General features: G+C 73.8%; 14 protein-coding genes. 5 read left to right on the top strand and 9 right to left on the bottom strand.

Annotated elements, in window-relative coordinates; all coding sequences use genetic code 11:
• Positions 1-29 precede the first annotated feature (29 nt).
• The 4 genes from ZF1_RS14410 to ligD all read right to left on the bottom strand — a co-directional run bounded on the left by ZF1_RS14410 (position 30) and on the right by ligD (position 4733).
• Positions 30-371, bottom strand: a complete 342-nt coding sequence (locus ZF1_RS14410) for an RNA polymerase-binding protein RbpA (RefSeq protein ID WP_020627709.1) — start codon at positions 369-371, stop codon at positions 30-32.
• A gap of 241 nt (positions 372-612) precedes the next feature.
• The gene (locus ZF1_RS14405; RefSeq protein ID WP_476651446.1) at positions 613-1938 is read right to left on the bottom strand and encodes an MFS transporter; all 1326 of its coding nucleotides are present in this window, start codon (positions 1936-1938) and stop codon (positions 613-615) included.
• Between the two features lie 63 nt (positions 1939-2001).
• The gene (locus tag ZF1_RS14400; RefSeq protein ID WP_476651445.1) at positions 2002-2769 is read right to left on the bottom strand and encodes a glycerophosphodiester phosphodiesterase family protein; all 768 of its coding nucleotides are present in this window, start codon (positions 2767-2769) and stop codon (positions 2002-2004) included.
• A 5-nt stretch (positions 2770-2774) separates the two neighbouring features.
• Positions 2775-4733: a non-homologous end-joining DNA ligase gene (gene ligD / locus ZF1_RS14395; protein ID WP_482637511.1), complete on the bottom strand. Its 1959-nt coding sequence runs from the start codon at positions 4731-4733 to the stop codon at positions 2775-2777.
• Positions 4734-4846: 113 nt separating this feature from the next.
• Here ligD and ZF1_RS14390 point away from each other — a divergent pair, with 113 nt between their 5' ends.
• On the top strand, positions 4847-5074 hold the full coding sequence (locus tag ZF1_RS14390) for a DUF3072 domain-containing protein (protein WP_226357144.1): 228 nt from the start codon (positions 4847-4849) through the stop codon (positions 5072-5074).
• A gap of 10 nt (positions 5075-5084) precedes the next feature.
• On the opposite strand, the gene ZF1_RS14385 is transcribed toward ZF1_RS14390, so the two are convergent.
• Positions 5085-5291, bottom strand: a complete 207-nt coding sequence (locus ZF1_RS14385; protein ID WP_482637510.1) for a VOC family protein — start codon at positions 5289-5291, stop codon at positions 5085-5087.
• Positions 5292-5476: 185 nt separating this feature from the next.
• On the opposite strand from ZF1_RS14385, the gene serA reads away from it, so the two are divergent.
• Positions 5477-6676 (top strand): phosphoglycerate dehydrogenase, encoded by a 1200-nt coding sequence (serA, locus tag ZF1_RS14380; RefSeq protein ID WP_482637509.1) that lies wholly within the window; start codon positions 5477-5479, stop codon positions 6674-6676.
• A 4-nt stretch (positions 6677-6680) separates the two neighbouring features.
• Here serA and ZF1_RS14375 read toward each other — a convergent pair whose 3' ends face one another.
• Both ZF1_RS14375 and ZF1_RS14370 read right to left on the bottom strand, forming a co-directional pair.
• On the bottom strand, positions 6681-7160 hold the full coding sequence (locus tag ZF1_RS14375; RefSeq protein ID WP_482637508.1) for a hypothetical protein: 480 nt from the start codon (positions 7158-7160) through the stop codon (positions 6681-6683).
• A gap of 188 nt (positions 7161-7348) precedes the next feature.
• Positions 7349-7834, bottom strand: coding sequence for a GNAT family N-acetyltransferase (locus ZF1_RS14370; RefSeq protein WP_482637507.1), 486 nt, complete (start codon positions 7832-7834; stop codon positions 7349-7351).
• A 357-nt stretch (positions 7835-8191) separates the two neighbouring features.
• Between ZF1_RS14370 and ZF1_RS14365 the strand changes: the two genes are divergently transcribed.
• On the top strand, positions 8192-8719 hold the full coding sequence (locus tag ZF1_RS14365; RefSeq protein WP_482637506.1) for a histone-like nucleoid-structuring protein Lsr2: 528 nt from the start codon (positions 8192-8194) through the stop codon (positions 8717-8719).
• A gap of 36 nt (positions 8720-8755) precedes the next feature.
• Here ZF1_RS14365 and ZF1_RS14360 read toward each other — a convergent pair whose 3' ends face one another.
• Both ZF1_RS14360 and ZF1_RS14355 read right to left on the bottom strand, forming a co-directional pair.
• On the bottom strand, positions 8756-12172 hold the full coding sequence (locus ZF1_RS14360) for an arabinosyltransferase domain-containing protein (protein WP_482637505.1): 3417 nt from the start codon (positions 12170-12172) through the stop codon (positions 8756-8758).
• 53 nt (positions 12173-12225) lie between these two features.
• Entirely contained in the window at positions 12226-12879 is a 654-nt protein-coding gene (locus ZF1_RS14355; protein WP_482637504.1) for an antibiotic biosynthesis monooxygenase, read from the bottom strand.
• 112 nt (positions 12880-12991) lie between these two features.
• Between ZF1_RS14355 and ZF1_RS14350 the strand changes: the two genes are divergently transcribed.
• Positions 12992-13447, top strand: a complete 456-nt coding sequence (locus tag ZF1_RS14350; protein WP_482637503.1) for a GNAT family N-acetyltransferase — start codon at positions 12992-12994, stop codon at positions 13445-13447.
• A gap of 451 nt (positions 13448-13898) precedes the next feature.
• A complete protein-coding gene (locus tag ZF1_RS14345; protein ID WP_482637502.1) occupies positions 13899-14330 on the top strand; it encodes a hypothetical protein in 432 nt (143 codons plus the stop codon).
• The last annotated feature ends 76 nt before the right edge of the window (positions 14331-14406 follow it).

Raw genomic sequence — 14406 nt, 5'->3', positions numbered from 1 at the left:
TCCGGTGTGTGCCTGCGGTGCGGCCGGGATCAGGCGATCTCGGCGCGCCGCTCGCGCAGCAGCTCCAGGCGCTCGTCGAGCAGCTCCTCGAGCTCGGCGATCGACCGGCGCTCGAGCAGCATGTCCCAGTGCGTACGCGGCGGCTTCTGCTTCTTCTGCTCCGGCTCGGTCCCGTCCACCCGACGACCGACGCCGCCCTGCGGGGACTCCCACGTCGCGGGAGCCTCGGCGTCGTTCGCGAACGGCACCTGGAACTCGTAGCCGGACTCGGACACATAACGGACCATCTGCCGCGGCGCCAGGTCGTGGTTGCGGTCCGTCTCGTAGCTGACAGCCCCGAGCCGGCTGCCACGCAGAACGCGGTCGGCCATGCGTCACCCTCCTGTAGCGCGATGTCGAGGGAGCACCTCGACGGTTACGTCTTCGCCACCGGGTGTAACGTACGTGGAGCTACGGTATTCCGGCGGCAGGGCAGAACAGACCCGCTCGAGTTACCTCGCGGTAACCCGCTCTGCGCCCGATTGACCAGTGTTCCCTATCGCCGCCCGTTACACACTCCGATGTGACGTGTCAGCCATGTGTGACGGTGCCCACCCGGGTGTCGACGAGTGTTCATACAGCCGACCGGACCGGTGCACGGTCGGGGGAGCGCACCGGCAGCAATGCGACCAGTCCCGCCGCCAGGACCAGCACGATCCCGATCGTCCCGGCCCGGTCCGAGCCGAACACGTAGGTGAACAGGCCGATGAGCGCCGGCGCCAGGAACGACACCGCGCGCCCGGTCGTCGCGTACAGACCGAACAGCTGGCCCTCCTGCTGCGCCGGGCACACCCGCAGCAGGTACGACCGCGACGACGCCTGCGCCGGCCCCACGAACAGCCCCAGCACCAGCCCGAAGATCCAGAACATGGTCGGCCCGGACACGAACAGCAGGATCACACCCACCGCCACACTCCCGGCGAGCGACCCCACCACGACGGCCTTGGGCCCCAGCCGGTCGTCCAGCCGGCCGCCCATCACACAGCCCAGCGCCGCGACCACGTTGATCGCCACACCGAAGATCAGCACCTGGCCCGGCTCCAGCCCGTACACCGTCACCGCCAGGACCCCGCCGAAGGCGAAGACCGCGTTGAGGCCGTCCCGGTACAGCGCGCTCGCCCCGAGGAAGTACACCGTGTGCGGGCTGGCCCGGTAGAGCGCGCGCAGGTCGGCCACCAGTCTGCGGTAGGAGCCGACCACGCCCAGCTTCGGTGCGTCCGGCGCCACCGGTGGAGTCTCGGGCAGCAGGAGGAACATCGGCGCGGCGAACACCGCGAACCACACCGCCGCCACCAGCACCGCGATCCGCACGTCCAGACCGTCGGCGGTGGGGACACCGAGCAAGCCGCCGTCACCGGACAGCAGGAACGCGTACACCCCGAGCAGCAGCACGATCCCGCCGATGTAGCCCAGCGACCAGCCGAAGCCCGACACCCGCCCGACCGTCGTCGGCGTCGACACCTGCGCCATCAGCGCGTAGTACGACACGTACGCCAGCTCGACGAAGATCGACGCCAGCGCCAGCAGCAGCAGACCGAGCCACAGGTAGGACCAGTCGTCGCGGACGAAGAACATCCCGGCCATGCAGAGCACGACCAGCGCCGTCCACACCCCGGTCGCCCGCAGTCGCCGCCCCGTGCGGTCCGCGCTCTGCCCGACCACCGGCGCCATCAGTGCGATCAGCACCCCGGCGGCCGCGGTCGACCACGCCAGCCAGCTGTTCGCACTGACCGAGCCCGGCAGGTCCGCCCCGACGGCGTCGGTCAGGTACACCGAGAACACGAAGGTCAGCGCGATGTGCTGGAACCCCGAGGAGCCCCAGTCCCAGAGCCCCCAGGCCCACAGCCGGGATCGGCGGGGCGGGGCCGGCTCTGCGGTCGGAGCGGTCGAGGCGGTCACGGCGCGAGCGTATCGACGCCCGCGGGACCCGGCCTCCGATCATCTACGCAGGCGCCCACCCGGTCAGCTCCCGACGACGTCGAGCAGCCGGTCCGGCCGGTCGGACAGCAACCCGTCCACCCCGAGGGCCAGCAGCCGTCGCATCTGCTCGGTCTCGTCCACCGTCCACACGTGCACCTCGTGCCCGGCCCGGTGCGCCGCCTCGACGAACCGGCGGTCCGACGCCACCGGGATCAGCCCGAACATCGGCGGGACCTGCGCGAACACCCCCGCCGACGCCGGCAGCAGCCGGCCCGGGACGCCCCACGCGCGGGCCCGCAGCGCCACCACCTCGGCCTGCCCCATCGACGTGCACAGCCTCGGCCCGGCCAGCCTCCGGGCGACGCCCAGCCAGCGGGTGGAGAACGAGCCCAGGCACACCCGGTCCCAGGCGTCGGCGGCGTCGAGCACCGCCAACGTCGGCGCGACGACCTCGGCCGACTTCAGCTCGATCGTCACCCGCACGCCGGGGACCGCGTCGAGCACCTCGGCCAGCCGCGGCAGCGGCTCGGTGCGTTGTGTCCCCGTGATCCGCACGGTGTCGAGCTCCGCGGCGGGGCGCGCGTCGATCCGGCCGGTGCCGTCGGTGGTGCGGTCCAGCGTCGGGTCGTGGTGCACGAACGGCACCCCGTCGGCGCTGGCGTGCACGTCCATCTCGACGTAGCGCAGACCGTGGTCGGCGGCGGCGGTGAACGCGGCGACGGTGTTCTCGCAACCTGCCAGCTCGCCGATGTGCCAGCCACGGTGGGCGTAGGCGCGGGGGTGCGGACCGTCGAGGTACGGGTGGTGCACGGCGGTCAGCCTGGCACCTGCCCGATCACGCCACCACGGGGGAGCCGGAAACCCTCGGTGTCGATCAGGGGACGCATGAGGTCGCCGTGCGTGTCCAGCCGGGCCGGCAGGTCGTCGAGGGTGAACACCAGGTCCGCGGGCTCGCGGCAGCCCTCGACCTCCGCCCACGTCACCGGGGTCGCGACGGTGGGTCGCTCGCGGCCGCGCAGCGAGTACGAGGCGATGGTGGTCTTGGCGGTGTTGTTCTGACTCCAGTCGACGAAGACCTTGCCGCGCCGACGGGCCCGGGTCATCACCGCGATCACCTCGCGCCGGTGCTCCTCGGCCAGCCGCTCGGCCACCTCGCGGGCGAACCCACTGGTCCGCTCCGGATCGGTGACCCGCGCCGGCAGGTAGAGCTGCATCCCCTTGCCGCCCGACGTCGACGGGTACGCCACGAGTCCGTGCTCGTCGAGCAGGTCCCGCACCCACAGCGCCACCCGGCAGCACTCCACGATCGTCGTGCCCTCGCCCGGGTCCAGGTCGAACACCACGCGGTCCGGCGGGTGGCGTCCGTCGCGCGGGCCCAGGCGCCACTGCGGCACGTGCAGCTCCAGCGCGGCCAGGTTCGCCGCCCAGGCCAGTCCCTCGGCGTCGGCGAGAACCGCGAAGTCCGCGGACTCCGACCGGCCGCCGGGCGTCCCGACGCGGGCGGTGCGCAGCCAGCCCGGCGCGTGCCGGGCCACGTTCTTCTCGAAGAACGACGACCCCTCCACCCCGTCCGGCCAGCGCTTGAGCGTCGCCGGCCGGGCGTCGAGGTGCGGCACCATCACCTCGGCGACGGCCAGGTAGTGCCCCAGCACGTCGGCCTTGGTCGTGCCGGTGGCGGGGTAGAGCACCTTGTCCGGGTTGGACAGCGACGCCCGCCCGTACCCCTCCCGTCGCGCGGCCCCGCGCTGTGCCGCCCTCCGGCTCGCACCGTCCACCCGGACCTCCCGCCAGTCGTCGCCCGCGCCCTCGGGGTACCGGGAACCGGTCCGGACCGCGACCACCCCGGGCAGGCCCTGGTCGCGCACCGCGTCGAGCAGCCGGGCGCCCGCGTTCGGGTACGACGGCGCCGCCCGCCGGTGCGGCCCGTCCAGCGGCAGCTCCTCCAGCAGCGCGCGACGCTCCTCGGCGGGCAGCACCCGGACGTCGCGGCCGCCGGTGTGCAGGACGTCGGCCACCCACAGCTCGCCGCGGCCGGTCAGCTCGGCGTCGAGCAGGTGCCCCCCGGCGCCCAGGTCGGGCCCCAGGCCCCGCAGCGCACCCGGCGGGTCGAACGGCTCCCCGGCCCGGCCGTCGTCGTCCACGGGGCGCAGGGAGAGCCGGCCGCCGTCCACCCGCACCAGCACCCGGCGGCCACCGAAGACCGGGCGGACCGTCCAGCCGTCCCCGGTGGGCAGCCGGTCGGCGGGGCGCGGGACGGCCAGGACGACGTCGTGGGGGAGCGGCTCACCCCCGGCGTCCATGCCGTCGGGCTGGTCCCGGGTGCGGCGCAGCAGCCAGTTGTCCTTCCGCCCGCCGGAGCTGCGGTGCAGCAGCACGAACCGGCCGCGGACGCGCCCGCCGTGCAGGACGAACGCGATCTCGCGGTCGTTCCACTTCTCGGTGTCGTAGCGGCCGTGGTCCCAGATCGCCATCCCGCCGCCGCCGTACTCGCCGCGCGGGATCTCCCCGGAGAACTCGAGGTACTCCAGCGGGTGGTCCTCGGTCCGCACGGCCATCCGGACGGTCTCGGAGTCCTCGGGCAGTCCCTTGGGGACCGCCCACGACGCCAGGACGCCGTCGCGTTCGAGCCGCAGGTCCCAGTGCAGCGCCGTCGCATGGTGCTCCTGGACGACGAACCGGTCGCCGACGGTGCCCGGCGGCCCGGCGTCGTGCTCGGGCACCGGCTCGGGCGTGCGCCGCGCGTCGCGCCGGCGGCGGTACTCGTCGAGGGGCACAGCGGCAGCGTAGTGACCGGCACCGACACCGACCGGGTCGTCGTTATGACAGTTCCGGTGGGGCCGGGACGGCTCGACGTGCGGGGAGTGCCGGTCGAAGATACGTTCGACTCATGACCAACGACCACAGCACCGACGCCGTCGACCCCGGGACGGCCGAGAAGGACCCCGCGGACTGGACGACCGGCGACGAGCCGATGACCGGCCCGCAGCGTTCCTACCTGGAGACGCTGCTGCAGCAGGCCGGGCAGGACGCCCCGGAGGACCTGGACAAGCTGACCAAGGCCGAGGCCTCGAAGCGGATCGACGAGCTGCAGGACGCGACCGGCCGCGGCAACTGAGCCGGTCCGGTCAGGGCGCGACGAGTTCCACCTCGAAGCCCTCGGCGTTCTCCGCGAACAACGCGGTGTGGTTCGGGCCGCCGGCATGCGGGTAGGCCCCGGCGAACAGCTCGGACCACCCGTGCGCGGCGCAGTCCGCCCGCAGCGCGTCGAGCCGGGCGCGGCCGGACACGGCCAGGGCCAGATGGTTCAGACCCGGACGTGTCCGGTCGTGCACGCCGTGGACGGCCGGCGGCGGTCGTCGACCCACCTCAACAGCGAGCCGATAATGCACGTTATGACAGTTCGAGCGGTGCGGGCCTGCGCACCGAGGTGACCCTCCTACCCCCCGAACGGCGCCATGCCGCAAGGATCACCCGGCCCCGGTGCCTCCGAGACCTCCCGGCGTCCTAGGTTGGACGCGTGAAGGTCCTGCTGCTCGAAAACATCCACCCCGGCGCCGCCGAGGCGTTCCGACGCGACGGCTTCGAGGTCGAGACCCGACCCGGGTCGCTCAGCGGCGACGAACTGCACGACGCGCTCGCCGGTGTGCAGCTGCTCGGCATCCGCTCCAACACCACGATCACCGCCGAGGTGCTCGACGCCGCCAAGGACCTGCTGGCCGTCGGCTGCTTCTGCATCGGCACCAACCAGGTCGACCTCACCGCGGCCGCCGAGCGCGGCATCGCCGTGTTCAACGCGCCGTACTCGAACACGCGCAGCGTCGTCGAGCTGGTCATCGGTGAGATCGTCGTGCTGGCGCGGCGGCTGACCGAGAAGACCCAGCGGATGCACGAGGGCGTCTGGGACAAGTCCGCCAAGGGCGCGCACGAGTTCCGCGGCCGCACCCTGGGCATCGTCGGCTACGGCAACATCGGCACCCAGCTGTCCAACATGGCCGAGGCCATCGGCCTGCAGGTCGTGTTCTACGACACCGCCGACCGGCTCGCCCACGGCAACGCCCGGCGGATGTCGAGCCTGGACGCGCTGCTGGCCGAGTCCGACGTCGTCTCCATCCACGTCGACGGCCGCCCCGGCAACGCCGGCCTGTTCGGCGCCGAGCAGTTCGCCCGGATGAAGCCCCGCTCGATGTTCATCAACGCCTCGCGCGGCATGGTCACCGACGAGCACGCCCTGCGGGACAACATCCTGTCCGGGCACCTCGCGGGCGCCGCCGTCGACGTGTTCCCGGTCGAGCCCAAGGCCCAGGGCGACGAGTTCGACTCACCCCTGCGCGGCCTGGACAACGTCATCCTGACCCCGCACATCGGCGGGTCGACCCAGGAGGCGCAGGAGGGCATCGGCACCTTCGTCTCGCGCAAGATGCTCGACTTCGTGCAGCTCGGTGCCACTCCCCTGTCGGTGAACCTGCCCAACGTCGGCGCCCCGAACCCGCCCGGGGTGTTCCGGACCGCCTACCTGCACACCAGCACCCCCGGTGTGCTCGCCGACATCAACCGGCTGCTGGCCGACGCCGGCGTCAACGTCGTCGGGCAGTCGCTGTCCACCGGCGGCGACCTCGGCTATGTCCTGACCGACACCGACCAGGTCCTGCCCGAGGACGTGCTCTCGGCGCTCCGTCGGGCCGCCCAGACCGTCTGGCTGCGGTCCTACCGGCTCTGAGCGCTCAGGCGCAGGCGTTCGCGCCGTACTCCTCGACGTCGGAGGGATGCATCGGGCCGTGCAGCCCGTGGAAGACGACGAACTCGACGCCGGTCGGGCGGCGGAACAGCCCGCCCGTCCGGCGCCGGTACACCAGCGGCGCGCAGCGGTACCCGAACAGTGCTCGCGCCCACCCCTCGGCCTCGCCGCGCGCCAGCGGCTCCGACCCGGTGACGGCGAGCTCCCAGATCCCCACACCGGTCGCCGGGGAGCTCCGGTCCGGTGCGGTCGAGGCCACCAGTGTCAGTTCGCCGGTCCCCCGCATCGCCGGGACGACGGTCCGCGCGCGGTGCCAGTCGGCCACCGGGTGCGGGTACGGGTAGGTCAGCAGAGCCTCGCGCAGCGCCGTCACGGGTCCCCCGTGCTGCTCGTGGATCAGCTGCGCCAGCTCCACCGACCGCTTGCGGCGCAGGTCGGCGTTGACCAGACCGGCTTCGACCGTCATCCCCGTGGCCTCATTTCCGTCCCCGCGTCCCGGGACGGACCTCCGGCGCTGAGGCGGCGCGGTGGGGCCCGACGCCCGGGTGGGAGGACCCTCGAACGGTCCGGCGTCGGCACCGTGTTCTACGGCTCGTAGCGCATTCTAGATCACGTGCGGCATCCGGGCGAGAGCGGGATCACATGATCGTCGGATCACACGAGGCGTCGGTAGTGCACGCTCAGCGGACCGACCGGGTAGTCGGCGAACGGCGGGCAGACCGTGAAGCCGAAGCGCTCGTAGAGCCGCCGCGCCGGGGCCCAGTACTCCCCCGCGCCCGTCTCCAGGTACACCGCCCGGTGCCCCCGCCCGCGTGCCGCGTCGAGCAGCCGGGTCAGCACCGCGGCGCCGACGCCGCGACCGCGGGCCCGCTCGGCCGTCCGCATGGACTTGATCTCCGCTGCCGGGTGCTCGGGCACCGAGCCGGCCGCCAGCTCGCTCAGCGCGCCGCAGCCGAGGAGGGTGCCGTCGTCGTCGCGGGCGGCCCAGACGGTCACACCGGGCCCGCGGAGTCCGTCGAGGTCCAGCGCGTGTGTGCTCTCCGGTGGCCCCTGGGCGCGCATGTCGGAGAGGTGCCCGGCCAGGAACCGCTGGATCTGCGCTCCGGACAGGTCGTCGATGTCGATCTGCACGTGCTCCATCCTGGCCCCTCCCCCCGGCGGGCACGGCTCAAGAATTGCTCAAATAGCGCGCCGACCCATTCGGCACGCTCCTATCGTCGGTACATCGCACTTTGACCGGCGGCGGGTGGCCGCGAACCGACCGGCGAGGAGAACACCGTGGGCGCAGTCGTCGCAGTACTGCTGGTCATTGTCCTGATCGGCCTCGCCGTCCTGATCGGAACGCTCCGTGAGGTGCGTCCGACCAGGCCGAGTGTGGTCCGGGCGCGGGAGTTCCGCCGTTCCGCCCGGCCGGGCGCCCACGATTAGGAGGACCTCCGTCGTTATGCTTCCGGAGATCCCGGGTGAATCCGGGGCGGCGAACCGGGAGGAACTGCAGTGGCGAAGGTCGAGACGATCCGGCTGGTCGACGACATCACCGGCGGCGACGCCGACGAGACCGTCGATTTCGGGCTCGACGGCCGCCGGTTCGAGATCGACCTGACCGCGGACAACGCTGCGGCGCTGCGGGACGCGCTCGCCCCGTTCGTCGGGGTCGCGCGTGCCGCGGGGTCCCCGCGCACCGGACGCAACGCGGGCGTGTCCGCGCCGTCGGCCGGGCGCAGCGGTGCGGACGGCTCGGACGCCGCGACCCGCGAGCACAACCGCGCGGTGCGGGCCTGGGCCCGGGAGAACGGCTGGACGCTGTCCGAGCGGGGCCGCATCCCGTCCGAGGTCGTCGAGGCCCACCGCCGCGCCCAGGACGGCGACGCCGCGGGCGTCACGCCGCAGGGCACGGTCACCGGCGAGCCCGCCGCCGAGGCCGTGCCGGCAGCCCGGGCCGTCCCGGACAGCGAGACCGGGGACGAGGGGCCCGCGGAGCGCAGGCAGTCCTCCGCGGCGCCCGCGGTCGAGTTCAGCGGCTGACCCCGCTCCCCGGGCCGGTCCGGCCCGGGCCCGCCGTCACCGGCTCGGTGACGGGATGCCCGGCGGCGGCGCCGGCAGCGGACCGGAGCTGTAGAGCCCGGAACGGTCCACGTCGCGACGTTCCAGGGTCGGGGTGACCGCGTTCGGCCGGTACGGCTGGATCGCCTGCACCTTGCCCCAGTCCCGCCCCGGGTCGCCCTCGAGGTAGGTGGGCAGCTCGGTCTGCTTGCCGATCACGGTGATCCAGCCCAGTGGGCCACCGGCCTGCGGGGACGACCACCCCTCCCCGTCGGCACGCATCTGGCTGCCGTCGGCCTGCAGCCGGTAGGCGGGGACCTCGGCGATGCCGCCGGAGGTCCGGAACGGGTGCAGGCACGGGCTGGCGAGCGACACCGGGTACTCGAGGAACATCGGCTGGTCGCCCACGACCTGTGACAACGGCGCCAGCTGCGGCGCCCGCAGCGGCGCGATGGCGAGCCAGCCGTCGGCGCCGAGCGAGTTGTCCTGCACGACCATCCGGACCTCGGTGGCCGCTCGGGCGGTCTCGGGCAGGTCGAACCGCAGCTCGCGCCACGGCATCTCCTCCACCCGGCCGTCGTCGAGGGTGGTCTGCTCGACGACGCGGACCCGCCCGTCCGACAACCGTGTCGCGTACTGGACGGTGAGCCGGTTCCCGTTGCCCAGGCGCCCGGCCGCGGTGACGACCAGCGGCGTGGTGCCGGCGCGCTGTTCGGCGGTCAGCATCACCCAGGGGGTGCGCAGGGTGCCGGTGTTGCGGTCGCCGCGGGGCAGGTAGCTGCCGAACGCGGGCGCCGCGTCGCTCCCCAGGCCGCCGGACAGGACGTACTCGAACCCGGAGGCCCCGGTCCCGCCGCCGGTCGGCGGGATGCCGTTGCGGACGAAGCCGCTGCCCCCGCTGTTGGGGTCGAGCAGCTGGGCGTCGGGGCTGTTGGCGGGGACGACGCCCGGCGGCAGCGGTGCCGGGGTCGAGGTCGGCTCCCCCGGCGGGGGCGGCGGGGCGACGGTCGGGAGCAGCCCGGAGCGGGCCGGAGCGGCCATCCCGGTCGGTTCCGGGGCGGGGGGCAGCACGCCGTCGACGGGGCGGCGCTCGGCGAACACCTGGCTGGCGAGCCCGCAGGACCCGCCGAACGGGTGGGACAGCGCGTCGGCGCCCATCGTCCAGGTCCCGGAGCGGTCCTGGATGGCCGAGACCATCGACCACACGTTGAACGTGACCAGGAGTCCGCACAGCACCGCCAGCGGTGCCGAGGTCAGCCGCAGCCGCCGTGTCGCCCGCAGCGCCGACGACGCGTCGCGGCGCCAGTCCCGGGCCCGGACCCAGCGGCCCAGCAGCGGGATCCGGCCCAGTGCCCGCTCGACACCCGCCAGCTGGTCGGGATGACGCTCCTCGCGGATCCCGCGCAGGTGCTCGACACCGGCGCCCGCGGCGAGCAGCAGCGCGACGAGCAGCAGGATCGTGGAGAGCTCGTAGCCGGCGACGGTGACCTGCTCGCCGGCCCACGGAACGCCCCAGTTGTTCGTGTACCACCACAGGTTCGGCCCGGCCGCGGACAGCGCCGCCACCAGGAACACCGCGGACAGGAACGCGAGCCGGTTGCGCAGCGAGCGCAGGACGTCCGAGCCGGTGGCGATCGCGGCGAGCGCCACCATGCCCGAGCCGAGGCCGACCAGGTCGCCGAAGTGGTGGGTCCACTTCGTCGGCGTCAGCGCGAAGATCAGCAGCGCGATCACGGTGCTGCCGATCAGGCGCTGGGCCGGGCCGAGCGCGGCGCCCGGGATCCGGTTGCGCCGGATCAGCACGACCACGCACGCCAGCAGGCAGAGGATGACCAGCAGGATCGGGAACCGGCGCGCGATGGACCCGTCCGCGAGCCCCTCGAACAACGGCGCGTAGCGCTGGGCGATCTCGGTGTACCACGGCCAGTCCGGGCCGATGTCGGACCGCAGTCGGGTGGAGTCGACCACCGCTGCCCAGCTCTGGTCCGCCCAGGCGATCATCAGGATCGCGGTGCCGGAGGCCAGCAGCGGGGCGAGAACGGGGACGGCGCCGACCGCCCGCACCCGGGCCGACAGCAGGTGCCACAGCGGACGCACGCCGGCGATGAACGGCGCGATCGCGATCAGCCCGGCCGGGTTCGCCCCGACCGCCATCGACGCCGCGAACAGCCCCAGGGCGACCGGCAGCAGCCGCTGCAGGGCCAGCGCCCGCTCCACGCACACCAGGGCGAGCAGCGAGCACACGACGACGACCGGCTCGGGCCGCAGCCCGGAGTTGTAGGCCATCCAGAACGCCAGGAACACCATCCCGGCGGCCCAGGTCGCCGCCCGCGAGCGGCGGGCCTGACGGCCCAGGCGCGGCAGCAGGCCCCGGGAGACCAGCCACCAGGCCATGATCCCCATCAGCACCGAGGGCAGCCGCAGCCACAGCAGCGAGTCCGAGACCCGCACCCACAGCGCGTAGAGATCGTAGAACCAGCCGAACGGCGCCTCCGCGGCGTCGTACCAGCGGTAGTAGTTGCCGACGTAGCCCGAGGTCGGGACGTCGCGGACGATGCCGAGGGTGAACCCGTCGTCGGAGGTCTGGCCCCCGATCGCGGCCCACCCGACCAGCACCACCGTGACGATCAGGTCGATCGGCCGGGGCCTCGCACGGGACCACCAGCGGCGCAGCCGCGGCGGCCACCGCCCGGCGAGACCGCCGATGGCGTCGCGCCCCGCCCGGTGCGGGCTGCGGCCCAGGTGCCGGTCGACGCCGGCCAGCGCGAGCAGCGAGCCCAGCAGCGCCACCACGGCGACGACGGTGGCCGCGGTCTTCCACACCGACGGGCTGGTGTCGAAGCGGGTGTCCGGGGTGATCCGGACCGCGGTACCGGCCGTCGGGTCGAGCGCGGTGTCCAGGTCGGAGTAGATCCCCACGACCTGCGGCCGCAGGTCGCCCTCGAAGGTCTGCGCGCCGGAGCCCAGGTCGATCGTGGTGGACGTGCCGTCGGAGGTGATCCGGACCTCCGACGGGCCGGCCCGCAGCGGCGCCGTGGCGAGCTGCTGGCCACGGTCGACCAGCGCCAGCTGGCCGTCGGCGACGGTCAGGACCATCCCGGAGCGGGCGCCCTCCGGCGACTCCGGCGGAACGGTCGACAGCACCGTGGCGGAACCGTCGGTGCGGTCGTCGAGGCTGCGGATCGCGTCGGCGGGGACGACCACCGACATCGTCTCCGGGCGCAGCGCGACCAGCGGCGCGTTGACGTCGGCGGTGCCGTCCGCCACCGACGGCCAGACGATCGTGGTCGTGTGCTGCACCACGGGCAGGAAGGGCACCGCGACGGCGAGCACGAACGCCAGGAGACCGAGCCGGCCCGCCCAGTGCAGGCGTCGACGGTCGCGGAGCGTGTCGACCGGAGCCGGCGCGGCGACCGTCGCTTCGGAGGTGAGCACCGAACGACGGTAGCGGCCTCGCTCCGCGTGATCCGGGGAGCCCCCGGGGGTGATCAGCCCACCGGGACGCGGTGCCGGTCGCGGAACCGCCTGCCCTGCAGCCACCACCCCAGCACACGGGTGATCCAGGGCAGCATCACGTACACCATGACCGGGGTCAGGACGATCGTCGTGACCGCCAGCCGCGGCACGACGGGCCAGTCCGCGAGCAGCGCGCCGAGGGTCACCGTGGCCAGGAGGTTCATCGGGAAGAAGACGAGCCAGATCGTCGTCGCCTGCTTCCAGCGCGGCGGTGTGACCTGGGGCGGGCCGGCCGTCTCCACCGCGGTGGGCTGGTCGAACCAGCCCTCGATCCCGGTGCGGCGCTCGGCCCGGGTCATCTCCGCCAGGCCCTGGGCGGACCCGAGCCACCAGCGGCGCTCGGGGCTCGCCTCCCAGCGCCCGAGCGACTCCGGGGAGTCGAAGCGGGCCAGCATGTGCCACTCGTCGGAGCCGTCGCGGCTGCGGACCCAGCCGCCGCCGAGGAAGCCGGGGAACCCCTCGGCCATGAGCAGGCCGGAGCGGATCCAGGCGGTCATCTCCGCGGCGTGACCGGGGTCGGCGCGACGGGTGAACGAGACCGTGACGGGGTCGCCGCCGGTCGGAGCGGGAGCGGACGCGGCGGCGGGGGTGGTGCCGTCGGCCCGGTCGCGGGTGTCGAGGGACATGCCCCTCATGGTGACCGCCGACCCGGCGGACTCCCAGCCCGGCCGCACGACATCACTCCGGGACACTCTCCGGAGCCCGCTCCCCCGCCGTCCCGCGTCGAGAGGTCCCGCCGTGCCCGTACCCGTCCTGCGCCGGGCCACGGTCCGTGACGTGCCGTCCGTCGTCGCGCTGCTGGCCGACGACCCGCTCGGCGCCACCCGGGAGACCCCGGAGGACCTGGCGCCCTACCTCGCCGCGTTCGCCGAGCTCGACGCCGACCCGCGACACCTGCTCCTGGTCGCCGACGACGACGGCACGGTCGTCGGGACCCCGCAGCTCAGCCTGCTGCCGGGCCTGGCCCGCCGCGGCGCGCTGCGGGCACGGATCGAGGCCGTCCGGGTGGCCGCGGGCCGGCGCGGCGACGGGCTCGGGGCGACCATGGTCCGGTACGCCGTCGACGAGGCCCGTCGACGTGGCGCGGCGCTCGTCCAGCTCACCTCCGACCGGTCCCGTACCGACGCCCACCGGTTCTACGAGCGCCTCGGGTTCCTCCGGACCCACGACGGCTTCAGCCTCCCCCTCACCTGACGGCCGCTCCCCCGGCTCGGCTCGGTTCTGGCCGCTCTGTTGTCGTCGTTTCGACGACCACGAGTAGGCGTCAATGAAACATTGACCTCAGAGGAAACCGAGGCGCCGGCGGCGGGGATCCGGACCACGAGCGGGTCTCGACAGCCGTGGGGGCATTCCGGTTCGCCCCCGTCCGGCCGCGGGAGGTTCAGCGGGCCCTGGACAGGCCCGGTCGTGCGTGGCCGCCGGATGGTCCGTCCCCGCCGCGGCGACCCGCACAGGGCCGTCCAGGGCGCCCCCAGCGCCTCCTGAGCCTCCTGGGCCTCCTCCGGCGACGACCGGCACCCCGGGGCGCCACCGGCGCGTGGCCCGGCCGCCGGCACCGCGGCCGTCGTCGTGGCCCGCTCCCCCGCGACACGCCGGTGTCGCGCAACGGTTGACCGCGCGTACGCGTCAATGAACCATTGACATCATGAGATACGACGAAGCGCAGCGCTGGCTGGAACGGGCCGACCCCTCGATCGCGAAGAAGCGGGAGTCCATCACCGAACAACTGGACGGGATGAAGGAGCGGGCGGCCGACGGCGTCCTCACCCACGACGGGGCGGCCGCCTGGTACGCCCTGGTGCAGGAGATGCGCCGGCTGGCCGACTACTACGAGCGCGACCTGATCCGCACCCTGCGGGCCGGCGGGATGACCTGGAAGGAGGTCGCCGACGCCGTCCAGGCCCAGCTGTCGAGCCGACAGGCGGCCCAGGCCAAGTGGAAACGCCTGGTCGACCCGACCCGGCGGACCACCAACGGGAACATGCGCCGAGGCGGACGTCCCCGCCAGGACCAGGTCCCCCGGCACGACGGGTCCACGGAGCCGGACGGGAGCGCCGGTCAGGATCGGACGGAGTAGTCACCCCTCCCCCGGACGGCCCTGTCCGGTGACGGTGCGCAACCTCCGGTGACCGTCGTCGTTGATCCTCGTGACG

Source organism: Pseudonocardia sp. ZF1 (genome assembly GCF_056835605.1).
This window is presented reverse-complemented; position numbering and strand designations above follow the sequence as displayed.

Bases quoted from the DNA above. Each gene is read 5' to 3' on its own strand.
- ZF1_RS14410 (WP_020627709.1), bottom strand. From the start codon at position 371: ATGGCCGACCGCGTTCTGCGTGGCAGCCGGCTCGGGGCTGTCAGCTAC.
- ZF1_RS14390 (WP_226357144.1), top strand. From the start codon at position 4,847: ATGACCAACGACCACAGCACCGACGCCGTCGACCCCGGGACGGCCGAG.
- ZF1_RS14375 (WP_482637508.1), bottom strand. From the start codon at position 7,160: ATGACGGTCGAAGCCGGTCTGGTCAACGCCGACCTGCGCCGCAAGCGG.
- ZF1_RS14370 (WP_482637507.1), bottom strand. From the start codon at position 7,834: ATGGAGCACGTGCAGATCGACATCGACGACCTGTCCGGAGCGCAGATC.
- ZF1_RS14355 (WP_482637504.1), bottom strand. From the start codon at position 12,879: ATGTCCCTCGACACCCGCGACCGGGCCGACGGCACCACCCCCGCCGCC.
- ZF1_RS14345 (WP_482637502.1), top strand. From the start codon at position 13,899: ATGAGATACGACGAAGCGCAGCGCTGGCTGGAACGGGCCGACCCCTCG.